Genomic DNA, 23476 nt, shown 5'->3' on the forward strand with positions numbered 1-23476 from the left:
GGGTGAGTGAAGCAGGCGGCTCCGAGAAGACATGGCCGGCGATCCTGACGTGGCGGGCGCACGACGTCCCGCGGATGGAATCGGTCCGGGTGCATGTGTCGGGCAACCGCATCAAGGCCTACGGCAGGATCGTGGCCGCCGCGACGCCGTCTCACCCGGCGTTCTCCGCTTCCTATGACTTGGTGACCGACGAGGCCGGCGGCACCAAACGGCTGTCCATGACCGTCACACTGGCCGAGCGGGAACGGCAACTGTCGATCGCCCGCGACGAAGAGAACATGTGGCTGGTCCAGCAGCACACCGGAGAGTCACGCCGCGCCGCGTACGACGGCGCGCTGGACGTCGACGTCATCTTCAGCCCGTTCTTCAACGCCCTGCCGATTCGGCGTACCGGGCTGTACCGACGGACCGACTCGATCAGCTGTCCGGTCGTGTACGTGCGACTGCCGGACCTGTCGGTCGAGACGGCGGTGATCAGCTACAGCAGCGCCGAGGACGGCATCAAGCTGCATTCGCCGGTCGCAGACACCACGATCAGCGTCGACTCCGACGGGTTCATCCTCGACTACCCAGGACTGGCAGAGCGGATCTGATCACCCCGCCGGCGCGGCCCGCCGCCGCCAGTTCCTCGCGCCACTGTTCTTCGCCGACGACGATCGTGACGATCTCGGGCCTGCCGAAGTTGTCATAGCGAATGCGGGCGGCGTGCCCCGATTCGACGAGTTCGGTCAGCGGTTTGTGCGCGGCGAGCGCATCGCGGGCATTGGTGAGCAGTTCGAGCGTGTGATCCAGCACGGGCAGCAGTTCGTCGGCGTTGGCTTCGCACATCGCGCGCACCAGATCCGGCGCGGTGGCGGCCACCCGGGTGCCGTCGCGAAACGACCCGGCCGCCAGCGCGAACGCCAACGGCACCTCACCGGCAGTGGCGGCGAGCGCCTCGGCCAGCAGGTGGGGCAGATGAGAGATCGTCGCGGCGGCCGCATCGTGTTCGTCCGAGCGGGCGGGGACGACGACCGCGCCGCAGTCCAGCGCCAGATCCATGACCAGCGTCCAGACCTGCGGGTCGACGTGGTCGTCGACGCTGATGACCCACGGCGCGCCGACGAACAATCGAGCATTGCCCGCCGCCCAGCCCGAGTGTGCGGTGCCCGCCATCGGGTGGCCGCCGACGAATCGCTGCAGCAGTTCGTATGTCTGAACTTCTTGCAGCACAGCAGTTTTCACGCTTGTCACATCGGTCAGCGGGCAGTCCGGGGCCGTCTCGCGGATGTGGCCGAGCATCTGACCCAGGGCGGGCACCGGTACCGCCAGCACGATCAGCGCATTGTCGGCCGCCGCCCGCTTCAGCACCGCGTCGAGATCCTCGGTGGCCTCGAACCCGTCGGCGGTCGCGGCCTGGACGCCTTCCATCGACCGGTTGTAGCCGAACACCTCGCGCCGGGCGGCCGCGGCGGCGCGCATGACCGAGCCGCCGATCAGCCCGAGGCCGAGCACGCAAACCGGTGTGTTGGTCACCGGTCAAGGTTGGCACATCTCGTGCCGTCCACCGACGTCAGGTTGGGCGGCGAAAATCTGAAAAAAGGCGGTGAGGGACATGGAGAAGGGCGGTGAGGACATGCGAAGGACATGGAAAAGGGCAAGGTCGGCGACTACCGTAGGCCGACATGGGAGCACAGCGTGCACAAGCGCGGGAGCAGTCCACGGACACTCCCGACGGCTTCGGCGTTGCTGTCGTCCGTGAGGACGGCAAGTGGCGATGCGCTCCCATGCGCAAGGCGGCGCTGACCAGCCTCGCCGACGCCGAACGGGAGCTACGCGAAATCCGCAGCGCGGGAGCGGTGTTCGGGCTGCTGGATATCGACGACGAGTTCTTCGTGATCGTGCGCCCCGCCCCCTCCGGGGCACGGCTGTTCCTGTCGGACGCCACGGCCGCACTGGATTACGACATCGCCGCCGAGGCGTTGGAGATGCTCGACGCCGACATCGAGCCCGAGGAACTCGAGGAGGCCGAACCGTTCGAGGAGGGCGATCTGGGCCTGCTCTCCGACATCGGGTTGCCCGAGGCCGTGCTCGGCGTCATTCTCGACGAATCCGACCTCTACGCCGACGAACAGCTCGGCCGGATCGCCCGCGAGATGGGCTTCGCCGACGAGTTGTCGGCCGTACTCGACCGTATGGGTCGGTGACCCCCGACGACGAAACGCTGATCCGCGCCGCGCTCGAGGCCGCTGCGGCCGCGGGGCCCCGGGACGTGCCGATCGGCGCCGTCGTCGTCGCGGCCGACGGCACCGAGCTGGCCCGCGCGGCCAACGCGCGCGAAACGCTCGGCGACCCCACCGCCCACGCCGAGATCCTCGCGATCCGGGCCGCCGCCACTGTGCTCGGCGACGGCTGGCGGTTGGAGGGGACCACGCTGGCGGTCACCGTCGAACCCTGCACCATGTGTGCGGGTGCGCTGGTGATGGCGCGCGTCGCGCGGGTGGTGTTCGGCGCCTGGGAACCCAAGACCGGGGCGGTCGGATCGCTGTGGGATGTGGTGCGCGACCGGCGGCTGACGCACCGCCCGCAGGTGCGCGGCGGTGTGCTGGCCGACGTGTGCGCGGCGCCGCTGGAAGCGTTCTTCTCCCGCCAGCGCTGACGTTTGTTCCTTCGCGAGACGTACAACCGGGTCGCGGTCGACCTGAGTTCACGACCCTGGTGTAACTCTCGCGAACAGAAGGCGCTCGCCCCGCAGCGATTGGAGTAGACAGGTGCCCGCCCGGTAAGCTGCCACACGGTGGCGTGTCCGAGCGGCCTAAGGAGCACGCCTCGAAAGCGTGTGACGGGTAACCCCCGTCCGAGGGTTCAAATCCCTCCGCCACCGCCACAACGATTCAGGCACTATTGTCAGGATCTGTCACTGAAGCAGAGGTCGAGGCGACCGCGGTGACCAAACCGAGAGAATTGGTATATGCGCGCGCTTCATGACCAGGACCCCTGGGCCTCGACCGGAGGTGCCGCCGCGCTGCGCCCGTTTTCGGTGCTGCTCATCGAGGACGACCGCGGCGACGCCATCCTGGTCGAGGAGTTGATCGCCGACGCCGACGCGAAGATCAACGTCATCTGGGCGGCATCCATGGAGGACGCCGAACAGCATCTGGAGGTCTCCCGCCCCGACTGCGTGCTGCTCGATCTGAACCTCCCCGACGCCGACGGCATCAAGGCCCTCGACCGCGTCGCCCGGCGCGACATCACCATGCCCATCGTCGTGCTGACCGGCCTCAACGACGAGCACTTCGGCATCTCCGCCGTCGCCGCCGGCGCCCAGGACTACCTCGTCAAGGGCCGCGTCGAGCCCGAGACCCTGCGCCGCGCGCTGCTCTACGCCGTGGAACGCAAACGCGCCGAGCTGACGTCGGTGGAGCTGCACGCCAGCGAGCTGCGGGCCATGGAGAACGCCCGCCTCGAGCGTGGCCTGCTGCCGTCGCCGCTGCTGCTGGAACAACCCGGGGTGGACATCGTCGCCGAGTACCGGCCCAGCCGGCAGCATGCGCTGCTCGGCGGCGACTTCTACGACTTCGTGCAGACACCCGACCGCACCGTGCACGTCATGGTCGGCGACGTGGCCGGGCACGGACCCGACGAGGCCGCACTCGGCGTGGCGCTGCGGATCGGCTGGCGCGCGCTGACGTTCGCCGGGCTGCGCGGCAACGAACGCATGCGCCAGCTGGAACGGATCCTGAGCACCGAACGCCCGGGATCGAGCATCTTCGCCACCGTGTGCAGCGTCGCGATGTCCACGGACAACCTCAGCTACAACGTCGTGTCCGCCGGCCATCCCGGCATGCTGCTGCACGGGGAGAACACCGTGGAGTGGCTGGAACCGCGGGTCGGCCCGGCGCTGGGCCTGTACGGACACGAGTGGCCACTGAACCTTTTCGAGTTGCCCCCGGGCTACGGGCTGGTGTTGCTGACCGACGGACTTTTCGAGGGTCGCTCGGGTCGCGGAACCGAACGCCTCGGCGAGGCCGGTCTCCTGGAAGTGGCGCGGGGCTACGCGCACCTGCCCGGCCGCGAGTTCGTCACCGCCCTGATCGACGACGTCGAGCGCCGCGCGCAGTCGGTGGGCGGTATCAGCGACGACATCGCCGTGGTGCGGGTGGAGCGGACGATCACCGGATGAGGGGTCGCCTCACCGTCCAGGGCTGGCAGAACCTCGTGCTGTCCCTGATGGGCGTGGTGGTCATCGGCGGCGCGATCGTCGGTGCGTTGCTGTTGAACCGGACCGACGAGGTCTCGCGCGAGCTGAACCTCGGCATCCAACCGGCCCGGGTTGCGGCCTACCAGCTGCAGGCGGCCCTTCGCGACCAGGAGACGGCCGTCCGCGGTTATGCGATCGCCGCCGATCTGCAGTTCCTCGACCCCTACTTCGAAGGACAGGAGGTCGAAAACGACGCGGTGCGGCGGATCCGCGACGGAATCGGCCACCGACAGGAGCTCATCGGCGACCTGGAGGCGATCGAAAAGGCCGCGGCGCAGTGGCGCTCGACGTACGCGGACCCGCTGATCGCGTCGGTGACGCCCGGCGCGCCGAAGGTTCTGGACCCCACCACCGCCGAGCGGGGCAAGGAGGGGTTCGACGCGTTGCGCGTGCTCTTCGACGACCAGAACCGCGACCTGGCACAGGCGCGTCAGGACGCCGTCGACGAGCTCGCCTCGGTGCAGACCTGGCGGGACACGCTGTTGATCACGATCGTCGTGGCGTTCTTCATCGCGGGCATCGTGCTCGCGGTGTTGGTGCGCAAGGCCGTCACCCGGCCACTCGAGCAGCTCGCCGCCTCGTGCCGCAGGATCACCGAGGGCAACTTCGACGAGAAGATCTCGGCGCGGGGTCCGCGCGACATCCAGGCGATCGCGTCGGATGTGGAGGACATGCGGCAGCGCATCGTCGACGAGTTGGCGGCGTCGCGATCGGCCAGGGAGCAGCTCGGCGAGCAGGCACTGGAGCTGCAGCGGTCGAACGCCGAACTCGAACAGTTCGCGTACGTGGCATCACACGACCTGCAGGAGCCGCTGCGCAAGGTGGCATCGTTCTGTCAGCTGATCGAAAAGCGCTACGGCGACAAGCTCGACGAGCGCGGTGTCGAATACATCCGCTTCGCCGTCGACGGCGCCAAGCGTATGCAGGTGCTGATCAACGATCTGCTCACGTTCTCCCGCGTCGGCAGGCTCAGCTCGACCGAGGCAGACGTCGACCTCGATGCCGTGCTGGCCGATGCGATCGACAACGTGGCCACCTCCATCGAGGAGTCCGGTGCCGAGGTGGTCCGCACCGGAGAGCCGCTGCCCACCGTCAAGGGCGATCCGACGCTGCTGACGATGCTGTGGCAGAACCTGATCGGCAATGCGGTGAAGTTCCGCCGACCCGACGCCACGCCGCGAATCGTCATCGACTGCGCGGTCGGTGAGGGCGCCCGCGAGGGCGCGTGGCTTTTCACGGTCACCGACAACGGGATCGGCATTCCCGAGGAGTTCGCCGAGAAGGTCTTCGTGATCTTCCAGCGGCTGCACGGCCGCGAGGTCTACACCGGAACGGGTATCGGCCTGGCACTGTGCAAGAAGATCGTCGAGCACCACGGCGGTAACATCTGGATCGACACCGGCCACACCGAGGGCACCAGGTTCCGCTTCACAATCCCCTGCGTCGTCGACGACCCCGTCACGGCGGAAATGGAAGGATCAACCGCATGACATTGGACGGCCGGGCGATCGACGTACTGCTCGTCGAGGATGACCCGGGTGACGAACTGATCACCCGAGAAGCGTTCGAGCACAACAAAATCAAGAACACCCTGCACGTCGCGCACGACGGTGAGGAAGGACTCGACTTCCTGTACCGCCGCGGCAAGTACGCCGACGCGCCGCGGCCCGACCTGATCCTGCTCGACCTGAACCTGCCGAAGTACGACGGCAGGCAGTTGCTCGAACAGATCAAATCCGACGCCGAACTCAGCCACATCCCCGTGGTGGTGCTCACGACGTCCTCGGCCGAGGAAGACATCCTGCGCAGCTACAAGTTGCACGCCAACGCGTATGTCACCAAGCCGGTGGATCTCGATCAGTTCATGAACGCGGTCCGGCAGATCGACGAGTTCTTCGTTCAGGTGGTTCGGCTACCCAATTCCTGATCGCCGCGTCCGGGGTTCAACACGTCGAAGTCGATGCGAACGGTCGTGCCCGACGTCGTTTGCCTGACCTCCACGCCGTCGCCCAGTGCGCGGATGATCGGCAGGCCCCGCCCGCGGGTCGTCGGTTCCGTGCTCGGGGTTCGCCACTCGCCGTGGTCGGACACGCAGACCACGATCCGCCCGTGGTCGAGGGTCGCTTCGACCACCATCACACCGTCGGCCGCATTCCGGTAGGCGTGTTCGACGCAGTTGGTTGCTGCCTCGTTGACCGCGAGCACGATGTCGGCGCCGACGGTATCGGGCACGCCGATCGGTTCCATCCACCCGAGAAGTCTGCGGCGAACCAGTGCGAGTCGATCCGCGGTGGCCGGTACCTCGATTCTCAGCGGATCCGCCGGCCGCAGACGCACATCGATCACCACGCGAGTGGTTGTACCCCGCTTGCCCCGATTCCTCACGTATGCCACACATACGCTTTGGTCTCAACACAATAGCGAGGCGCAGATCACACCCGCGGGCCGTTGCTGGGGCCGTTGGAGGACCTCGCCGCAGTCGGCACGCGGCCCGAAATCGATGACGACGCCGAAGCTTTGGCCCCGTCGCTCGCCAACGGTCTCAGCCGTAGAAGATCACCTGGTAGTCGGGGGTCCATGCGCCGTCGCGGCAGCTCAGCGGAATCCCGTCGGGGGTCTGGGCAACTCCGGTGGCGTCGCCGCACGGTAGGCGGTTGGTGCGGATGCCGACCAGCGGCGGCGAGGAAACCCAGGTGCTGCGCGAGTTGCACGCCAACGTGTTGCCCGAGGCGTCGATGCCGAAGTTGTAGCGGGTGTTCTGCACGCAGTGCGTGCCCTCCACCGCGGTCCGGTCGACGTACGGAACACAGTCGGCGCCGTCGCAGTAGCCGGGGGACGCCGGTGCATTCGCGGCGGTCATCAAAGGTGCGGCGACGAATCCGCACGCGAGCGCAGCTGCAGCCATGAGCCTCATAGCTGGCTAGCCTAAGTGCCCCGCATCGACGGTGGACACGGAATAGGCTCTTAAGCCATGAAGCCGGTGATGGTCACCCTGGTCGCCGCCGCGGGTGCGGCTGCGATGATCTGCGCGCCGACGGCCAACGCCGACGCGGTCGCGTATCTGGTCAACGTGCACGTGCGACCGGGGTACAACTTCCCCAACGCCGACGCCGCCCTCGGCTACGGCAGGACGATCTGCGACCGGGTGGCGGGCAAGATGAGCTACGGCCAGCTGGTGGACCAGGTGACCGCCGATTTCCGCACGACCGACAAGTACCAGGGCGCATACCTGATCAACCAGGCGGTGAACGAACTCTGCCCAGCGCAGATCTGGCAGCTGCGCCAGTCGGCCGCCGGCTACACCGGATGAAAAACGGCGGCGCCCCTGTCGGGACGCCGCCTTCTCTCGCGCTCGATGACCTGCCTACGGGCAGGTGACCTCGATCTCGAACGGCTTGTTGACCGGCTGCAACGGGTTGGCCATGTCGACACCCGTCGCGGTGCCGCTGATCTTGTACGTCTTGCCGTCCTTCTCGGCCTTGGCCTCGCCCTGGCCTGCGCCGCTCTGGTAGCCGAGCGTCACGCCGTTGACGTTGCCCAGGCCGACGGACTGCACCGTCGGTTCGTCACCGGAGCTGACGACGGCGCCGATGCCGGTGGTGGCGTCGCCGATCGCGATGTTGGTGTTCCCGCCCATGTCACTGCACACGACAGTGCCCTGAACGGCCTGATCCTGACCGTCGATCGTGACGGTGGTCTTACCCTCCGCCGACGCGGCCGTCGAGGTCTCACCCGAAGTTTCGGACTTCTTCTCACCCGAGGAGCAGCCGGACAGACCGGCGATGACGATCGCCGCGCCGCCGACGGCGACCAGGAAACCACGCTTCACCCTGTTCTCCTTTGTGTGTGTGACCCGTCAAGATCGGATCATCAGAAAGCAGTATGGTTCGCGCGAAACCCGCCAACAGCGTTTCGGGCAAAAATTGATCGTCCGCCGCAATGCCTGCTCAGCAGGACACCCGGATGCTGAAGGTGCCGGAAGCGCGGAAGCTGGGGTTGTCGGTGTTGAAGCCGTCGGCGGCTCCCGAGATGTCGTAGGTCCGGCCCGTCATGGAAATCTCGGCGTCCTCGGGCGCGGTGCCGACCCCGGCGGTGTAGCTGCCGGTGAACCCGCCGATGTCGTTGATGTTGACCGACTCGACGGCCAAGTCTTCCTGGTTCGAGACCATCGCGGTGACCCCCGACGCCTGATCGCCAGTGGTGATCGTGGTGAGGTACCCCGTCGTATCGCACTGCACCGCGTCGGTGGTGCCCGCGTCGTTGCCGTTGACCGTGATCTGCGCCGTGCCCGCGACCAGTTCGCCCTTGGGCGGCGCGTAATCCGGGGAACTCGAGCATGCGGCCGACGCCAGCACGACCGCGGTGGCACAACACGTCGGCACCCACCAATTTCTCACAGTGCAGAATCTACGGCGTGGCCGTGCCGAAATCTTCCGCTCCGAAAGAGTCGTCGGCCCCGTTTTTCAGCGTGACGGCCGAACTACCCGGGCGGGCCGGTCGCACCGGCATCATCCGCACCCCGCACGGTGAGATCCACACCCCGGCGTTCATTCCCGTCGGCACCCAGGCGACCGTCAAAGCGGTGTTGCCGGAGACCATGAAAGAGCTTGGCGCGCAAGCTGTTCTGGCGAACGCCTATCACCTGTACCTGCAGCCGGGCCCGGACATCGTCGACGAGGCCGGGGGTTTGTCGGTCTTCATGAACTGGCCGGGCCCGACGTTCACCGACAGCGGCGGCTTCCAGGTGTTGTCGCTGGGCGCGGGCTTTCGCAAAGTGCTGGCGATGGACGCCGAACGCACCCAGGCCGACGACATCATCGCCGAAGGCAAGGAGCGACTGGCCAACGTCGACGACGACGGGGTGACGTTCCGATCGCACCTGGACGGGTCCACGCACCGATTCACCCCTGAGGTGTCGATCCGGATCCAGCATCAGCTCGGTGCGGACATCATCTTCGCGTTCGACGAGTTGACCACGCTGGTCAACACCCGCGGATACCAGGAGCGGTCGGTTCAGCGCACGCACGACTGGGCGGTGCGCTGCCTGGTCGAGCACCAGCGGCAGCAAGCCGCGAGGCCGGATAAACCGCCACAGGCATTGTTCGGGGTGGTGCAGGGCGCCCAGTACGAGGATCTGCGCAGGCAGGCCACCCGCGGGCTGGTCACGATCGGCGCCCAAGCCGGGTCCGCCGAGGGCCTCGATTTCGACGGCTACGGCATCGGCGGGGCCCTGGAGAAGCAGAATCTGGCCACCATCGTCGGATGGGTGGTCGACGAACTGCCGGTCGACAAGCCCCGCCACCTGCTGGGGATCAGCGAGCCCGACGATCTGTTCGACGCGATCGCCGCGGGTGCCGACACGTTCGACTGCGTATCCCCGTCGCGGGTCGCCCGCAACGCCGCGGTGTACTCGACGACCGGCCGCTTCAACATCACCAACGCTAGATTCCGTCGGGACTTCAGCCCGATCGACGCCGAGTGCGACTGCTACACCTGCGCCCACTACACCCGGGCCTACATTCACCACCTGTTCAAGGCCAAGGAGATCCTCTCGGCGACGCTGTGCACCATCCACAACGAGCGGTTCGTGGTGCGGCTGGTGGACCGGATCCGCGCGGCCATCGACACCGGCGACTTCGACGAGCTGCGCGCCGACGTACTGGGCCGGTACTACTCAACCAGTACCTGACCGCCGGTTTCGCTGCGCAAAACATCGCTCAGCGATCGTTTTCGCCCCGGATCCCGTACTTTCTAGGCCATGCGAATTCTGCTGATCGGCGCCGGTGGTGTGGGCGCGGCCTTCTGCTCGATCGCGGCGCGGCGCGACTTCTTCGACGCGCTCGTCGTCGCCGACTACGACGAGCACCGCGCCCGGCGGGCCGCCGACGCGGTGGAGGATGCGCGGTTCGTCGCCGCGCGGGTGGACGCCACCTCCGCCGACGCGGTCGCCGACCTCGTCCGCGCACACGGGATCACCCATGTGATGAACGCCGTCGACCCACGCTTCGTGATGCCGATCTTCGACGGCGCGTTGGCCGGCGATGCCGACTACCTCGACATGGCGATGAGCCTGTCGCGGCGCCATCCCGAGCAGCCGTACGCGCTCACCGGGATCAAGCTCGGCGACCAGCAGTTCGCCGCCGAGCAGCGCTGGCGCGACGCGGGTCGGCTCGCCCTTGTCGGCATCGGCGTCGAGCCCGGGCTGTCGGATGTGTTCGCGCGCTACGCCGCCGACCACCTGTTCGCCGAGATCGACGAGCTCGGCACCCGGGACGGGTCGAACCTGACCGTCGACGGTTACGACTTCGCCCCGTCGTTCTCGATCTGGACCACCATCGAGGAATGCCTCAACCCGCCGGTGGTCTGGGAGGCTGATCGGGGCTGGTTCACCACCGAACCCTTCAGCGAGCCAGAGGTTTTCGACTTCCCCGACGGCATCGGACCCGTCGAGTGCGTGAACGTCGAGCACGAGGAGGTGCTGTTGATGCCGCGCTGGGTCAAGTGCAAACGCGCGACGTTCAAGTACGGGCTCGGCGAGGAGTTCATCGGCGTGCTCAAGACACTGCACAAGCTCGGGCTCGACCGCACCGAGAAGGTGAACGTCGGAGGCGTGGAGGTCAGCCCCCGCGACGTGGTGGCGGCCTGCCTGCCCGACCCCGCCACGCTCGGGCCGAAGATGCGCGGAAAGACATGCGCCGGTCTGTGGGTGACGGGGACCGGCAAGGACGGCAACCCGCGGTCGACCTACCTGTACCACGTCGTCGACAACGAATGGTCGATGGCTGAATACGGGCATCAATGCGTGGTCTGGCAGACGGCGATCAATCCGGTTGTCGCCCTTGAGCTTCTGGCCGATGGCACCTGGAGTGGCAGCGGTGTGCTCGGCCCCGAGGCCTTCGACGCGGTGCCGTGTCTGGACCTGTTGACGGCCTACGGCTCGCCGTGGGACCACAAAAACCTCTAGCGCGAACGTGGGTTACCCGCACGCGTCCGGGCCGGTAAGCGTGTGTCGATCCCACACTCGGCGCGGGGGTTTCCGGCGGCCCGGTCGATTGGCCGCGGCGCGGTGGGTTGGCGGCGGCGCGGTGGGTTGGCGGCGGCGCGGTGGGTTGGCGGCGGCCGCACACAGGTAGTGACTCGCCGAGCGTCAATCGGGCCGGTAGATCCACGGGGTGCGCGGAAGCGCGGCCGGATCGAACTCGGCGAGCATGCCCTCGACGTCGCGAGCCTGCCAGCCCAACGATTCGCTGATCTGGGCGAGCGCCCGCGCGACGCCGATCTCGGCCAGTGTCACGGCCCCGTCGCGTTTGGCCAACCGTGCGCCGTCTTCGTTGAGTACCAGTGCGACGTGGGCGTACACGGGCTCGGGATGACCCAGCATCCGCGCCAGATACGCCTGTCGCGGCGAGGAGGCCAGTAGGTCGTCCCCGCGCACCACCTGGTCGACGCCCTGGGTCGCGTCGTCGACAACGACCGCGAGGTTGTAGGCGGGCACCCCGTCGCCGCGGCGCACGACGAAGTCGTCGACGATGCCGGTGTAGTCGCCGTGCAGTACGTCGTGCACGGTGTGCACGATCGCGTCGGTGCGCAGACGCAGCGCGGGCGGACGGCCCGTCTCAGCCCGCCGCGTTGCGCGCTCGGTGTCGGTGAGGTCGCGGCACGTGCCCGGGTAGGCCCCTTGCGGCGCATGCGGCGCACGTGGGGCCTGCGCGATATCCTTTCGGCTGCAATAACATTCGTAGAGAAGACCACGTCCGTCCAACTCTGCGATCGCGACGTCGTAGCGCTCGGGGTGTTCGGACTGCCACTCGACGACGTCCCACGTCAATCCGATCGCGGCCAGGTCGGCCAGTTGGCGACGGCCGATATCGGCGAAGGTGCGGTCGTCGAGGTCGTCGACGCGCATGAGGAACCGCCGGCCGGTGGAGCGGGCGAACAACCAGGCCAGAACGGCGGTGCGGAGGTTTCCGATGTGCAGGTCCGCCGAGGGGCTCGGGGCGAACCTGCCGGCGGTCATGCTCGCAATCTAACCGCCCGCCCTCCGGCGTCGCGGTGTGTCCACCCCCGGATTCCTTTACACCGATCACCTTTCGTGCAATGTGGGTATCCCCCGACGTGCGCTGGTAGTTTGCCTATGCACCGAGAAACACGGCCCCATCGCCGGCGCTCGCCGTGCAGGCGTCCCAAGGGTCGTGCCCGACGGACGCTAGGAGGCCGCAACGTGGATCCCCACGGTTCCACCCGCCCGCAGCACGAAACTCAGAAGGACTCACCCTCGCCGGGTGATGTGAAGAAGGCGATCGCGGCCTCGGCCGTCGGCAACTACACCGAATGGTTCGACTACGGGCTCTACGCCTATGGGGTCTCCTACATCTCGACGGCCATCTTCCCGGGCGACGGGGCGACCGCGACGTTGTTGGCTCTGATGACCTTCGCCGTTTCCTTCCTGGTCCGCCCCCTGGGCGGGTTCGTATGGGGACCACTGGGCGACCGCCTCGGGCGGCGCCGCATCCTGGCCATCACGATCCTGGTGATGGCCGGTGCGACGCTGTGCGTGGGACTTGTGCCGAGCTACGACACGATCGGGATCTGGGCGCCCGTGCTGATGGTGCTCCTGCGGATGATCCAAGGCTTCTCGACGGGCGGAGAGTACGGCGGCGCCGCCACCTTCATGGCCGAGTACGCCCCCACCCGCCGTCGCGGAGTGCTGGGCAGCTTCCTGGAGTTCGGCACCCTGGCCGGTTTCTCGACGGGAGCCCTGTTGATGCTCGGGTTCTCGCTGATCCTGTCCGACGACCAGATGGACGTGTGGGGTTGGCGGATGCCCTTCCTCATCGCTGCGCCCCTCGGTCTGATCGGCCTCTATCTGCGCAGTCGACTCGACGAGACGCCGGTCTTCAAAGAGCTCGAGAGAGAAGGGGAGCAGGAGAAGAACATCTGGGCCGAGTTCAAGGATCTGATCGTTCGATACAGGGGACCGATCCTGCGACTGGGCGGTCTGGTCGTCGCCCTCAACGTCGTCAACTACACGCTGCTCACCTACATGCCCACCTATCTCGAGCAGTCGATCGGCCTGTCCACCGATATGTCGTTGATCGTGCCGATCATCGGGATGCTGTCGATGATGATCTTCCTGCCGTTCGCGGGCCTGGCGTCGGATCGGTTCGGCCGCAAGCCGGTCTGGTGGATCTCGTTGATCGGGTTGTTCGTCGCGGGAATTCCGATGTTCATGCTGATGTCGACCGGGGCGATCGGCGCCGTCATCGGCTACGCCGTGTTGGGGCTGCTCTACGTCCCGCAGTTGGCGACCATCTCGGCGACGTTCCCGGCGATGTTCCCGACGCAGGTGCGCTACGCCGGGTTCGCGATCGCCTACAACGTTTCGACAGCACTGTTCGGCGGCACGGCCCCGGCGGTCAACGACTGGTTGATCGGCGCGACGGGCGACAACCTCGTGCCCGCGTACTACATGATGGGTGCCTGCATCGTCGGCGCAATCGCCCTGGCAAGGCTCCCCGAGACGGCCCGGTGCCCCATCAACGGCACCGAGATACCCGGCACCCCGGCAGCGCCGCCGCAGCTGGATTACGAACTGGAGACCAGTCGCTGAGTCACAAGACGGCGTTCACCGCGTCGGACCAGACGCCCGCCGCCTCGTCGATCTGCTCGGCGGTCACGACGAGCGCGGGAATGAACCTGACGACCTGCCCCCAGGCGCCGCAGGTCAGCAGCAGCAGGCCGCGCCGGGCAGCCTCCTGCTGTACGGCAAGGGCCGTCGCTCCGTCGGGTCTGCCCGCGGCGTCGCGGAATTCGGTGCCGAGCATCAAACCGAGACCGCGCACGTCGGCGATCGCGTCGAACTTGTCGCCAACGGTCTGCAACGCCTCGCGCAACTGCGCCCCGCGTGCGGCGGCGTTGTCGACCAGCCGCTCGTCGGCGATCACGTCGAGGGTGGCCACGGCAGCCGCGCACGCCACCGCGTTGGCGCCGTATGTACCGCCCTGCGAACCCGGCCACGCCCTCTCCATCAGCGCCGCAGGCGCGGCGATACCCGACAGCGGGAAGCCCGACGCGAGGCCCTTGGCGGTGATCAAGATGTCGGCGCGCACACCCGAATCGCCGAAGAAGTGTTGACTGCCCCAGAACCGGCCGGTTCGGCCGAAGCCGGTCTGCACCTCGTCGACGACCAGCAGGATGCCGTGGGCGTCGGCGCGCTCGCGCAACCCGGCGAAGAACCGCTCATTGGCGGGCACATAACCGCCTTCGCCGAGGACGGGTTCGACGAAGAACGCGGCGGTGTCGGCGGGTGCGCTGATGGTCTGCAGGAGGTAGTCCAGCTGCGCCAGGGCGAAGTCGGTGGCCTGCTCGACCGGCCAGCCGAAGTGGCCCGGGTCCGGGAACGGCGCGACGTGCACCCCCGCCATCAACGGGGCGAAGCCCGAGCGGAACTTGGTGCCGGAGGTCGTCATCGACGCCGCTGCGACGGTGCGGCCGTGGAAGCCACCGTGGAAGACGATGACGTTGGGGCGCCCGGTGGCTTGTCGGGACAGTCGCAGGGCCGCCTCCACCGCTTCGCTTCCGGAGTTGGCGAAGAACAACCGGTCGAGCCCGGACGGCAGCACCTCTCCCATCCGTTCCACCAGGGTGAGCAGCGGCCGGTGCATGACGGTCGTGTACTGGCCGTGGATCAGCGTGGCGACCTGGCGCTGCGCCGCCTCCACCACCCGCGGATGACAGTGCCCGGTGCTGGTCACCCCGATGCCCGCGGTGAAGTCGAGATAGGGACGGTCCTGCTCGTCGTAGAGCAGCACCCCTTCGCCACGGGCGGCCACGACACCGGTCGCCTGTCGAAGGATCGAGGAGAGCTGCGGGGCTTCGGACGCCGAATTCATGCCATGATCGTCAGCGGTGCTCTGTAGATTGTCAACAATCCGACCAAGGGAGGCGTGGTGGATCGCGAACGGCACGTGATCGAGGCGGTGGACAAGCGGCTGTTCGTCGACGGAAAGTGGATCGACGCGAGCGAGGGACGCACCTTCGACGTCATCGACCCGGCGACAGGGCAGACGCTGTGCGCGGTCGCCGACGCCACGCCGGCCGACGCGCGTGCCGCCCTCGACGCGGCGGTCGCGGCCCAGCGCGAGTTCGCGGCGACACCGCCGCGGGCCCGAGCCGACATGTTGATGGCGGCCTTCGAGTTGCTGCACGCCCGTGTCGACGACCTTGCTCTGTTGATGACGCTGGAGATGGGCAAGCCACTTGCCGAGGCGCGAGGCGAAATCGCCTACGCCGCAGAGTTTTTCCGCCATTTTGCCGAGGAGGCCACCCGGATCGACGGCGGCTATCAGACCGCGCCCGCCGGCGGTGCCCGCTTCCTGATCACCCGCCAGCCCGTCGGGCCCTGTCTGCTGATCACCCCGTGGAACTTTCCGATGGCGATGGGCACCCGCAAGCTGGGACCGGCGATCGCCGCCGGGTGCACCAGCGTGATCAAACCGGCACACCAGACCCCGCTGACGATGTTGGCGCTCATGGGAATCCTCGACGAAGCGGGTGTGCCCGCCGGCGCCGTCAACTGCATCACCGCGATGGACGCCAACGCGGTGACAGAACCCCTGATCCGCTCGGGACTGGCGCGCAAACTGTCGTTCACCGGGTCGACCCGCGTGGGCCGCATCCTGCTCGAGCAGTGCGCGGAAAAGGTGTTGCGGACCTCGATGGAACTCGGCGGCAACGCCCCGTTCATCGTGTTCGCCGACGCCGATCTGGACGAGGCGGTCGACGGGGCGATGGCGGCCAAGATGCGCAACATGGGAGAGGCGTGCACGGCGGCGAACCGAATCTTCGTGCACGCCTCGGTGATCGACGAGTTCGGACGCCGGTTGGCCGAGCGGATGGGTGCGTTGAGCGTGGGTCGGGGCACCGAGGACGGGGTCAACGTCGGTCCGTTGGTCGACGACGCCGCACTGCACAAGGTGCAGGCGCTGGTCGACGACGCGGTCGGTCGCGGCGCGCGCGTGTTGACGGGCGGTGCGGCCGTTCCCGGCGACGGCTACTTCTACTCGCCGACCGTGCTGACCGGTGTGCCACGCGATGCGAGGATGGCGGGCGAGGAGATCTTCGGCCCGGTCGCACCGCTGACCCCGTTCGAGACCGAGGACGACGTCGTCGCCGCGGCCAACGACACCGAATACGGCTTGGTGGCTTACGTTTTCACCAACGACCTGCGGCGGGCGCTGCGGGTCGCCGAGGCCTTGGAGACCGGCATGGTGGGGTTGAACCAGGGCATCGTGTCCAACCCCGCGGCACCGTTCGGCGGCGTCAAACAATCCGGGCTCGGCCGCGAAGGCGGTTCGGTGGGCATCGACGAGTTCCTGGAAACCAAGTACGTCGGCATCGCCCTGGTGTGAGACTCAGGCGCCGCGCGACACCCGCTCGACCAGCCGGTCGACCGCGTCCTCCATATGAGCGATCAGCAGCTTGTCCGACAGTTGCACATCACCGGCCCGGATCGCGCTGGCCAACGCGTGATGTTCGACGACCCTGTCGTTGGGGTTGTCGTAGGTGTCGGCCAGCGCGTGCACACACATCCGCGTCTCCACGAGATACGTCTGGTGCATCCGCGACAGCCGCTCACTGCCCGCCAGCTCGACAAGGCGCTCGTGGAACCGGATGTCGGCCTCGCTGCCCTCCTCGACGTCGGCGGCCGCGGCCATCTCCTCGACGATCGCCAGCAGCTCGTCGCCCGCAGACGCGTAGTCGCCCTGCAGGATCCGGCGGGTGGCGGCGCGTTCGATGGCCTCGCGCGCGAGGTACATGTCGGAGGCCACCTCGGGCGTCATGTCGATGACGAACACCCCGCGGTTGCGGATGGCGATCAGCAGACCCTCCTGGGTCAGCCGCTGCATGCCTTCCCGCAGTGGGCCGCGGCTGACGCCGAGTTTGCGGGCCAGGTCGGCCTCGATCAGCTGCGTGCCGGGGGCGAGCTCCCCGTGTGCGATCGCCTGCCGAAGCTTGTCGGCGACGATGCTCGGCGTGGACTCCTGTTCCACCGGCGCGAGGAACTCGGTCATCGCGACTCCCCGGCCGAGGCGGACACCCCGAACAGCCGGCCCAATCCCGCGATCACGGGCGTCGCCCCGGCCAGCTGCAGGCCTTTCCACACCGTCACCTGGTTGGCGGTCAGCACCGGCTTGCCGACCGCGGCTTCGAGACGGTCGATGATCGCCAGCGTGTGCATCGCAGTGTCGGGAACCAAGACCGCTTCCGCGTCCGGGTGATCGGCCGCGGTGACCATTTGCTCCACCCGCTGCGGCTCCAGCGTGCCGACTTCTGCGGCGGTGATGATGCCGTGGCTTCCCATCGCCACCACCTCGACGCCGTCGGCGGCCAGGAAGCGTACGAAGTGCTCGGCGACGTCATGCGGGTACGAGGCGGCGACCGCCACGCGCCGGAGGCCGAGGTGGCGCAGCGCGTCGACGAACGCGATCGAGGTCGACGACGCCGGAACACCGGCAGCCGCAGCGACTTTCGCGGCCTGTTCGCGCGCACCCTCGGGACCGAACACGAAGCTGCCCGACGTGCACGCCCACATCACCGCCTGCGGGCGCGCCTGGGCGAGTTGGCGCACCCCGTCGGCCAGGCGTTCGTCACCCCCGAGATCGAGCAGCGCGTCGACCCGGTGCGCATCCTCACCGACCGAGGTGATGACCACGGGCAGGTGCAGGTTCCCGTCGACCCGGCCCTCGAGCGCGGGGAAGTCGTCCTCGGCGCTGTGCCCCGGATAGAGCAGTCCTACGGTCGCCATGGCGGCCCCTTCGAAATCGGCAGATTGTCGACAATGCTAACCGGCACGTCGGCGGCTACGTCTCGAACAGGCGCTGTCCCGGCCCCACCGCTTTGCGCCCGGCCACGCGCAGCGCCGCCCACATCGTCACCTGGTTGGCCGAGACCACCGGCTTCTGCAACTCGGCCTCGAGTTCGGCGATCAGGTCGTAGGTCGGCAGGTTCGTGCAGCTGATGACGATGGCCTCGGCGTCCGCGACGTCGGTGGCGCGCACCAAGTCGGCGGTTCGCGAATACGGCACCGACCAGATCTGCGAGGTCAGGCCCAGCCCCGAGGTCGCAACGACTTCGATACCGGCCTCCATGAGGTAGCTCGTCAGGCCGATCGTCAGGTCCGACGTGTATGGGGTGACGGTCGCGACGCGTCCGACGCCGAGGTGTCGTAGCGCCTCGAGCATCGAGCCGCTGGTGGTCACCGCCGACGGCGCGCCGGCCGCCCGCATCGCTGCGACCAGGGCGGCTTCCCCGGCCATCCCCTTGACGAAGCTGCCCGCGGTGCACGCGTACGCGGTGACGATCGGGGAGACGGCCAGCACGTTCGCTGCGCCGGCGATCACGTGTTCGGGGTCGGATATGTGCACCGCCATGTCGACGGTCACCGGCAAGGGGGCGTATCTGAGCCGGGTCACGTACAGGCTGACGTCGTCGGGCACCCAACGCCAGAGCTCCCGGTCGAGCGCGAAGTCGTACGGTGTCACGACGCCTATGCCTACCTGCTGCAACGGTGGGGGCGGCACCAGTTCCCCGATCCTCATTTGCACAGTGTGAGGCCATCCGACCAAACCAGCAACAGATTGTTGACAATCCTACGGCATGTCCCTAGCCTCGGGGCGTGCCAGGCCCCCGCGAGAGCGTGCAGATCGGGCTGTCGTCGCAGGTCAACGGTGGTTACGCTCGACCGGTCGTCGCCGTCCTGTGCAAGCAGCCCACCGACCGTCCACCCGGCCTCCACGAGCTCGACATCGAGTTGCGCTACTGCACCGCCGATGACCTCGCCGACGCCGTTCGCGGGGCCCGCGCGCTGCTGCTGTGGGACTTCTTCTCGACCGCGGTGCGCGACGTGTGGCACGAGGCCGGCGAGCTGGAGTGGATCCACGTCACCGCGGCGGGCGTCGACACGCTGCTGGACCCGGAGTTTCCAGAACTCCGCGACTCCGACGTGGTGGTGACCAACGCCCGCGGCGTGTTCGACCGCCCGATCGCCGAGTACGTGCTGGGCGCGGTGCTCGCCCACGCCAAGGACAGTCGCACCAGCTTCGCCCTGCAACGCGAGCATCGGTGGCAACACCGCGAGACTCGGGCCATCGCGCAAGCCCGTGCGCTCGTCGTCGGCACCGGCGGCATCGGCCGGGAGATCGCGCGCCTGCTGCGGGCCGCGGGCATGCAGGTGCGCGGGGGGGGTCGGGTGGCCAGGACCGACGACCCCGACTTCGGCGACGTGATAGCCAGTGAGGACCTGGCCGATGAGGTCGGATGGTGTGATCACCTGGTGCTGGCCGCGCCGCTGACGAACTCGACACGCGGCCTGGTGGACGCCTCGGTGTTGAGCTCGATGAAGCCCGACGCGCATCTGGTCAACATCGGGCGTGGTCCGCTGGTGGACGAGTCGGCGTTGCTATCGGCATTGTGTGACAACAGGATTGGCGGTGCGACCCTGGACGTCTTCGACACCGAACCGCTGCCGCCGGATCATCGGCTGTGGGACGCTCCCAACGTGACGATCACCGCACACATGGCCGGTGACGTGGTGGGTTGGCGGGAAGCCCTGGCCGAGCAGTTCGCGGACAACGCGCGGCGGTGGCTGGCCGGCGAGCCGTTGGTGAACGTGGTGGACAAGAAACTCGGCTACGTGCCGGGGGACTCGCGATGATCGCGACGGCCGCCGAACTGGTCGAGGGCTACCGCGCCAGGACCATCTCTCCGGTCGAGGCCACCCAGGAGGCGCTGGCCGCAATCGACGCCTACAACGGCACGGTCAACGCCTTCGTGCTCGTCGACCCCGAGGGCGCGCTGGCCGCCGCGCGCGCTTCGGAGGCGCGCTGGCACGCCGGGCAGCCGCTCGGGCCCGGCGACGGCGTGCCGACGTCGATCAAGGACGCGTTGTGGACGAGGGGATGGCCGACGCTGCGGGGCAGCTGGCTCATCGACGAGCCCGGGCCGTGGGACGAAGACGCGCCCTGTACGGCGCGGCTTCGCGAGACCGGGGCCGTACTGCTCGGCAAGACCACGACACCGGAGTACTCCTGGAAAGGCGTCACCGACTCACCGCGCTTCGGTGTCACCGGCAATCCGTGGGACCCCACCAAGACGGCGGGCGGTTCGAGCGGCGGCAGTGCGGCGGCGGTGGGGCTGGGCATGGGCGTGTGGTCGGTCGGCACCGACGCGGGCGGATCGGTTCGCATCCCGGCCGGATTCACCGGAACCGTCGCGCTCAAGCCGACCTATGGCCTGATACCGCACTATCCGCCGAGCCCGTTCGGCACGCTGGCCCACCCGGGCCCGATGACGAGAACCGTCCTCGACACCGCCGCGCTGATGGACGTGATCACCGGTTTCGACGCCCGGGATTGGTCGGCGATGCCGACGCCCCGGGAGTCGTTCCTCGCCGGACTCGACGACGGCATCGCGGGCCTGCGGGTGGCGTTCTCACCGAGACTGGGCTACGTGCGCAACGATCCGGAGATCGACGCCGCCGTGCGGGCCGCGGTGACGGTGCTGTCCGATGCGGGTGCCATCGTCGAGGAGGTCGACCCCGGGTTCGCCGATCCGATCGAGGCCTTCCACGTCCTGTGGTTCGCAGGCGCGGCAAAGGTTTTGGAGGCCTACGGCAAAGCGGTCGACGACCGGGTCGACGCGGGGTTGCGCCGGATAGCCGCGGTGGGCGCGTCGTTCTCCGCGTCGGACTACCTCGACGCGACGGCCGTGCGCATGCAGCTGGGGCAGGTGATGGGCCGGTTCCACGAAACCTACGACGTGCTGGTTACGCCGACGCTTCCGTTACCGGCGTTCAGCGTCGGCCGCGACGTGCCCGATGGCTGGCGCTCTCACTACTGGGCGAGCTGGACGCCATACACCTACCCGTTCAACATGACTCAGCAGCCCGCGTTGAGCGTGCCGTGCGGATTCACCGCGGCCGGCTTGCCGATCGGGTTGCAGATCGTGGGCCCCCGGCACGCGGATGCCTTGGTGCTGCGGGTGGGCCGCGCCCACGAAATGGCCACCGAATGGCACAGGCGCACACCGGCGTTGACGACACAAGGAGTTCGATGAGCAGGCTGATCACCGTGTCCCTCGACAAGCGCGGCGTCAGCTGCGTGGCCCGCATGCTCGACGATGCGGCGCCTCGCACCTGCGCGGCGGTGTGGGACGCGCTGCCGCTGTCCTCGCAGGTATTCCACGGCAAATACGCCCGCAACGAGATCTACACGCTGCTACCGGAATTCGCGGCGACGGACCCCGGTAAAGAGAACACCACGGTGACGCCCATCCCCGGTGACCTGTGCTGGTTCTCCTTCGACTCCGATCAGCTGGGCAACCCCGCCTACGGCTACGAGAACACCACCGGCACCGGCACCACCGGCGCGATCGTCGACCTCGCGCTGTTCTACGGTCGCAACAACCTGCTCATCAACGGCGATCAGGGCTGGGTCCCGGGCAACGTGTTCGGCACCATCATCGAAGGGCTCGAGGAGATGGCCGAGGCCTGCCAGGACCTGTGGATGGGCGGTGTGCGCGGCGAAACCCTGAGTTTCCAACGCATGACGCAGGATTGAGGAGCGGCCCGGCTACAGCGGCTGAAGACTCACCGGTTGGTCTGTCTGACCGGGGTTGGGATCGTTGCACGTTCCGGCTTTCCAGGTGTAGCGAAGGTTGCCCGCCAGAGTCGCCGGGTCGAACTCGTACGTCACGTCGGCGGGCCCGGTGCTGCCGTCGGCACACGGGCGCCCATTGAAGACGTCGTGGCGCTCGACGGTCCACGGGCCGTCACCCTCTCTGCTGATCTGCGCGATCATCCCGGTCGAACTCGAAATCGTTCCGCCGCAGTAACCTTCGGCGTTGCACTGCGTGGTGATCGACCACGTGTTCGTGGCTGCACCGTTGATCAGCCGGTACTCGCCTTCGAGTCGACCTTGGGCCCATGCGGGCCCCGCCGTCCCGATGGCGGCACCGATCAGCATCACCGCCGCTGCCGTCGCGCGTGTGGTCGCCATTCGGTCAGCATCACACGTCCGGCGTTCGGGCATCACCGAGTTGACGAAAGTTCTCCGATCAGCCCAGCCCGGGAACGATGTCGCCCAGCTTGAAGGTGACCGGCTGCTCGAGTTGGTCGTACGTGCACGACCGGGGGTCGCGGTCGGGGCGCCAGCGATTGAACTGCGCGGTGTGGCGGAACCGTTCGCCCTCCATGTGGTCGTAGCGCACCTCGACCACCCGCTCGGGGCGCAACGGTACGAACGACAGGTCCTTGCCGGCGTTCCAGCGCGATCCCTCGTTGCGGCGTGGGGTCCGCTCGCCGACCATGTGCGCCGCCCAGTTCCACGGATGGTTGTCGAATGTGGTTACCAGCGGCTGTAATTCGGTGAAGAGCTCGCGACGGCGGACCATCGGGAAGGCGCCGATGACGCCGACGGAGGCCAGGGTGCCGTCCTCTTTGTACAGCCCGAGAAGCAGCGACCCGATCGCGTCCGCGCCGGACTTGTGCACGCGGTAGCCGGCGACGACGCAGTCCGCGGTCCGTTGATGCTTGATCTTGAACATCACGCGCTTGTCCGGTTGGTAGGTCAGGTCGAGGGGTTTGGCGATGATGCCGTCGAGTCCGGCGCCCTCGAACTCGTCGAACCAGCGCTGCGCCGTCGCGAGGTCCGGCGTCACCGGGGTGACGTGATATTTCGGACCGGCACCGGCGAAGGCGTCCACGAGGGCGGCACGCCGTTCGCTGAAAGGCCTTCCGGTGTAATCGATGTCGTCGAGCGCGAGCAGGTCGAATGCGATAAAGGAGGCCGGCGTCTTTTCGGCCAGCATCCGAACCCGCGATTCGGCCGGATGGATGCGTTGCTGGAGCGCTTCGAAGTCGAGCCCGTGACCTGCCGTGACGATGATCTCGCCGTCGATGACGCAGCGCGCCGGTAGCTCTTGTCGGGCGGCGTCGACGAGTTCGGGGAAGTAGCGGGTCATCGGCCGCTCGTTGCGGCTGCCGAGTTCGACCTCGTCACCGTCGCGGAAGCAGATCGACCGGAAGCCGTCCCACTTCGGCTCGTACGAGGCGTCCGGCGGGATCGACACCACCGATTTGGCCAGCATCGGCGACACCGGCGGCATCACTGGCAGCTGCATGGGGCCATTGTCGCAGGCCATCACCCGGCGATGACATTGCCGAGCGCGGACGGTCTG

At 67.9% G+C, this 23476-nt stretch carries 26 protein-coding genes and 1 tRNA gene; 15 read left to right on the forward strand and 12 right to left on the reverse strand.

Annotated elements, in window-relative coordinates:
• Window positions 1–2: 2 nt before the first annotated feature.
• Window positions 3–593 carry a putative glycolipid-binding domain-containing protein gene (locus AU197_RS15075; protein ID WP_064403508.1) on the forward strand — a complete coding sequence of 197 codons (591 nt, stop codon included), beginning with the start codon at window positions 3–5 and terminating at the stop codon, window positions 591–593.
• Here AU197_RS15075 and AU197_RS15080 read toward each other — a convergent pair.
• Window positions 556–1515 carry a prephenate dehydrogenase gene (locus AU197_RS15080; protein ID WP_082696690.1) on the reverse strand — a complete coding sequence of 320 codons (960 nt, stop codon included), beginning with the start codon at window positions 1513–1515 and terminating at the stop codon, window positions 556–558. The two genes, AU197_RS15075 and AU197_RS15080, sit on opposite strands and share 38 nt — an antisense overlap.
• Window positions 1516–1664: 149 nt before the next feature.
• Here AU197_RS15080 and AU197_RS15085 point away from each other — a divergent pair, with 149 nt between their 5' ends.
• The 6 genes from AU197_RS15085 (at window position 1665) to AU197_RS15110 (ending at window position 6167) form a co-directional block, all read left to right on the forward strand.
• Window positions 1665–2186, forward strand: coding sequence for a tRNA adenosine deaminase-associated protein (locus tag AU197_RS15085; protein WP_064403509.1), 522 nt, complete (start codon window positions 1665–1667; stop codon window positions 2184–2186).
• Window positions 2183–2638, forward strand: a complete 456-nt coding sequence (locus AU197_RS15090; RefSeq protein ID WP_064403510.1) for a nucleoside deaminase — start codon at window positions 2183–2185, stop codon at window positions 2636–2638. The genes AU197_RS15085 and AU197_RS15090 overlap by 4 nt, the downstream gene beginning before the upstream one ends.
• Window positions 2639–2775: 137 nt before the next feature.
• Window positions 2776–2866: transfer RNA gene (locus AU197_RS15095), tRNA-Ser, on the forward strand.
• Between the two features lie 84 nt (window positions 2867–2950).
• The gene (locus AU197_RS15100; RefSeq protein ID WP_156434430.1) at window positions 2951–4162 is read left to right on the forward strand and encodes a PP2C family protein-serine/threonine phosphatase; all 1212 of its coding nucleotides are present in this window, start codon (window positions 2951–2953) and stop codon (window positions 4160–4162) included.
• Window positions 4159–5730: a sensor histidine kinase gene (locus tag AU197_RS15105; protein WP_064403511.1), complete on the forward strand. Its 1572-nt coding sequence runs from the start codon at window positions 4159–4161 to the stop codon at window positions 5728–5730. The genes AU197_RS15100 and AU197_RS15105 overlap by 4 nt, the downstream gene beginning before the upstream one ends.
• A complete protein-coding gene (locus AU197_RS15110) occupies window positions 5727–6167 on the forward strand; it encodes a response regulator (RefSeq protein ID WP_064394836.1) in 441 nt (146 codons plus the stop codon). The genes AU197_RS15105 and AU197_RS15110 overlap by 4 nt, the downstream gene beginning before the upstream one ends.
• Here AU197_RS15110 and AU197_RS15115 read toward each other — a convergent pair.
• On the reverse strand, window positions 6140–6589 hold the full coding sequence (locus tag AU197_RS15115; RefSeq protein WP_064403512.1) for an ATP-binding protein: 450 nt from the start codon (window positions 6587–6589) through the stop codon (window positions 6140–6142). The genes AU197_RS15110 and AU197_RS15115 overlap by 28 nt on opposite strands.
• Window positions 6590–6782: 193 nt before the next feature.
• Entirely contained in the window at window positions 6783–7154 is a 372-nt protein-coding gene (locus AU197_RS15120; RefSeq protein WP_064403513.1) for a hypothetical protein, read from the reverse strand.
• Window positions 7155–7211: 57 nt separating this feature from the next.
• Here AU197_RS15120 and AU197_RS15125 point away from each other — a divergent pair, with 57 nt between their 5' ends.
• Entirely contained in the window at window positions 7212–7550 is a 339-nt protein-coding gene (locus AU197_RS15125) for a DUF732 domain-containing protein (protein WP_064403514.1), read from the forward strand.
• Window positions 7551–7604: 54 nt separating this feature from the next.
• Here the strand turns inward: AU197_RS15125 and AU197_RS15130 are convergent, their stop codons facing one another.
• The gene (locus tag AU197_RS15130; protein WP_064403515.1) at window positions 7605–8069 is read right to left on the reverse strand and encodes a lipoprotein LpqH; all 465 of its coding nucleotides are present in this window, start codon (window positions 8067–8069) and stop codon (window positions 7605–7607) included.
• Between the two features lie 118 nt (window positions 8070–8187).
• Window positions 8188–8637, reverse strand: coding sequence for a lipoprotein LpqH (locus tag AU197_RS15135; RefSeq protein WP_064403516.1), 450 nt, complete (start codon window positions 8635–8637; stop codon window positions 8188–8190).
• A 17-nt stretch (window positions 8638–8654) separates the two neighbouring features.
• On the opposite strand from AU197_RS15135, the gene tgt reads away from it, so the two are divergent.
• Both tgt and AU197_RS15145 read left to right on the forward strand, forming a co-directional pair.
• Window positions 8655–9929 carry a tRNA guanosine(34) transglycosylase Tgt gene (tgt, locus tag AU197_RS15140; RefSeq protein ID WP_231744935.1) on the forward strand — a complete coding sequence of 425 codons (1275 nt, stop codon included), beginning with the start codon at window positions 8655–8657 and terminating at the stop codon, window positions 9927–9929.
• A 69-nt stretch (window positions 9930–9998) separates the two neighbouring features.
• Window positions 9999–11204, forward strand: a complete 1206-nt coding sequence (locus tag AU197_RS15145; protein ID WP_064403518.1) for a saccharopine dehydrogenase family protein — start codon at window positions 9999–10001, stop codon at window positions 11202–11204.
• A gap of 183 nt (window positions 11205–11387) precedes the next feature.
• Here the strand turns inward: AU197_RS15145 and gluQRS are convergent, their stop codons facing one another.
• Window positions 11388–12257 carry a tRNA glutamyl-Q(34) synthetase GluQRS gene (gluQRS, locus tag AU197_RS15150; protein WP_064403519.1) on the reverse strand — a complete coding sequence of 290 codons (870 nt, stop codon included), beginning with the start codon at window positions 12255–12257 and terminating at the stop codon, window positions 11388–11390.
• A 204-nt stretch (window positions 12258–12461) separates the two neighbouring features.
• Between gluQRS and AU197_RS15155 the strand changes: the two genes are divergently transcribed.
• Window positions 12462–13850 carry an MFS transporter gene (locus tag AU197_RS15155; RefSeq protein WP_064403520.1) on the forward strand — a complete coding sequence of 463 codons (1389 nt, stop codon included), beginning with the start codon at window positions 12462–12464 and terminating at the stop codon, window positions 13848–13850.
• Between the two features lies 1 nt (window position 13851).
• Here AU197_RS15155 and AU197_RS15160 read toward each other — a convergent pair whose 3' ends face one another.
• Window positions 13852–15132, reverse strand: a complete 1281-nt coding sequence (locus AU197_RS15160; RefSeq protein WP_064403521.1) for an aspartate aminotransferase family protein — start codon at window positions 15130–15132, stop codon at window positions 13852–13854.
• A 57-nt stretch (window positions 15133–15189) separates the two neighbouring features.
• On the opposite strand from AU197_RS15160, the gene AU197_RS15165 reads away from it, so the two are divergent.
• Window positions 15190–16650 carry an NAD-dependent succinate-semialdehyde dehydrogenase gene (locus tag AU197_RS15165; protein ID WP_231744937.1) on the forward strand — a complete coding sequence of 487 codons (1461 nt, stop codon included), beginning with the start codon at window positions 15190–15192 and terminating at the stop codon, window positions 16648–16650.
• A gap of 3 nt (window positions 16651–16653) precedes the next feature.
• On the opposite strand, the gene AU197_RS15170 is transcribed toward AU197_RS15165, so the two are convergent.
• The 3 genes from AU197_RS15170 to AU197_RS15180 are packed head-to-tail and all read right to left on the reverse strand — an operon-like array spanning window position 16654 to window position 18840.
• On the reverse strand, window positions 16654–17313 hold the full coding sequence (locus AU197_RS15170) for a GntR family transcriptional regulator (protein ID WP_064403523.1): 660 nt from the start codon (window positions 17311–17313) through the stop codon (window positions 16654–16656).
• A complete protein-coding gene (locus tag AU197_RS15175; RefSeq protein WP_197415550.1) occupies window positions 17310–18047 on the reverse strand; it encodes a maleate cis-trans isomerase family protein in 738 nt (245 codons plus the stop codon). Before AU197_RS15175 ends, AU197_RS15170 begins: the two co-directional genes overlap by 4 nt.
• 55 nt (window positions 18048–18102) lie before the next feature.
• Window positions 18103–18840, reverse strand: coding sequence for a maleate cis-trans isomerase family protein (locus AU197_RS15180; protein WP_197415551.1), 738 nt, complete (start codon window positions 18838–18840; stop codon window positions 18103–18105).
• Window positions 18841–18938: 98 nt separating this feature from the next.
• Here AU197_RS15180 and AU197_RS15185 point away from each other — a divergent pair, with 98 nt between their 5' ends.
• From AU197_RS15185 to AU197_RS15195, 3 genes are read left to right on the forward strand one after another with little or no spacing between them, the layout of a single operon-like run.
• Window positions 18939–19955 (forward strand): D-2-hydroxyacid dehydrogenase, encoded by a 1017-nt coding sequence (locus tag AU197_RS15185; RefSeq protein WP_064403804.1) that lies wholly within the window; start codon window positions 18939–18941, stop codon window positions 19953–19955.
• Complete coding sequence (locus AU197_RS15190; protein ID WP_064403524.1) at window positions 19952–21355, forward strand: amidase; 1404 nt, start codon at window positions 19952–19954, stop codon at window positions 21353–21355. Before AU197_RS15185 ends, AU197_RS15190 begins: the two co-directional genes overlap by 4 nt.
• Window positions 21352–21858 carry a DUF3830 family protein gene (locus AU197_RS15195; protein ID WP_064403525.1) on the forward strand — a complete coding sequence of 169 codons (507 nt, stop codon included), beginning with the start codon at window positions 21352–21354 and terminating at the stop codon, window positions 21856–21858. The genes AU197_RS15190 and AU197_RS15195 overlap by 4 nt, the downstream gene beginning before the upstream one ends.
• Window positions 21859–21870: 12 nt before the next feature.
• Here AU197_RS15195 and AU197_RS15200 read toward each other — a convergent pair whose 3' ends face one another.
• On the reverse strand, window positions 21871–22296 hold the full coding sequence (locus AU197_RS15200) for a hypothetical protein (protein WP_064403526.1): 426 nt from the start codon (window positions 22294–22296) through the stop codon (window positions 21871–21873).
• Window positions 22297–22354: 58 nt separating this feature from the next.
• On the reverse strand, window positions 22355–23419 hold the full coding sequence (locus AU197_RS15205) for an ATP-dependent DNA ligase (protein WP_064403527.1): 1065 nt from the start codon (window positions 23417–23419) through the stop codon (window positions 22355–22357).
• Window positions 23420–23476 lie beyond the last annotated feature (57 nt).

Origin of the sequence: Mycobacterium sp. IS-1590 (assembly GCF_001500025.1) — a bacterium.
In the GTDB taxonomy this organism is placed as follows: Bacteria; Actinomycetota; Actinomycetes; order Mycobacteriales; family Mycobacteriaceae; genus Mycobacterium.

Coding starts and splice junctions, on each gene's coding strand:
- AU197_RS15085 (WP_064403509.1), top strand. CDS start 1,665: ATGGGAGCACAGCGTGCACAAGCGCGGGAGCAGTCCACGGACACTCCC.
- AU197_RS15100 (WP_156434430.1), top strand. CDS start 2,951: ATGCGCGCGCTTCATGACCAGGACCCCTGGGCCTCGACCGGAGGTGCC.
- AU197_RS15105 (WP_064403511.1), top strand. CDS start 4,159: ATGAGGGGTCGCCTCACCGTCCAGGGCTGGCAGAACCTCGTGCTGTCC.
- AU197_RS15110 (WP_064394836.1), top strand. CDS start 5,727: ATGACATTGGACGGCCGGGCGATCGACGTACTGCTCGTCGAGGATGAC.
- AU197_RS15120 (WP_064403513.1), bottom strand. CDS start 7,154: ATGAGGCTCATGGCTGCAGCTGCGCTCGCGTGCGGATTCGTCGCCGCA.
- AU197_RS15125 (WP_064403514.1), top strand. CDS start 7,212: ATGAAGCCGGTGATGGTCACCCTGGTCGCCGCCGCGGGTGCGGCTGCG.
- AU197_RS15145 (WP_064403518.1), top strand. CDS start 9,999: ATGCGAATTCTGCTGATCGGCGCCGGTGGTGTGGGCGCGGCCTTCTGC.
- gluQRS (WP_064403519.1), bottom strand. CDS start 12,257: ATGACCGCCGGCAGGTTCGCCCCGAGCCCCTCGGCGGACCTGCACATC.
- AU197_RS15160 (WP_064403521.1), bottom strand. CDS start 15,132: ATGAATTCGGCGTCCGAAGCCCCGCAGCTCTCCTCGATCCTTCGACAG.
- AU197_RS15170 (WP_064403523.1), bottom strand. CDS start 17,313: ATGACCGAGTTCCTCGCGCCGGTGGAACAGGAGTCCACGCCGAGCATC.
- AU197_RS15175 (WP_197415550.1), bottom strand. CDS start 18,047: ATGGCGACCGTAGGACTGCTCTATCCGGGGCACAGCGCCGAGGACGAC.
- AU197_RS15180 (WP_197415551.1), bottom strand. CDS start 18,840: ATGAGGATCGGGGAACTGGTGCCGCCCCCACCGTTGCAGCAGGTAGGC.
- AU197_RS15190 (WP_064403524.1), top strand. CDS start 19,952: ATGATCGCGACGGCCGCCGAACTGGTCGAGGGCTACCGCGCCAGGACC.
- AU197_RS15195 (WP_064403525.1), top strand. CDS start 21,352: ATGAGCAGGCTGATCACCGTGTCCCTCGACAAGCGCGGCGTCAGCTGC.
- AU197_RS15200 (WP_064403526.1), bottom strand. CDS start 22,296: ATGGCGACCACACGCGCGACGGCAGCGGCGGTGATGCTGATCGGTGCC.
- AU197_RS15205 (WP_064403527.1), bottom strand. CDS start 23,419: ATGCAGCTGCCAGTGATGCCGCCGGTGTCGCCGATGCTGGCCAAATCG.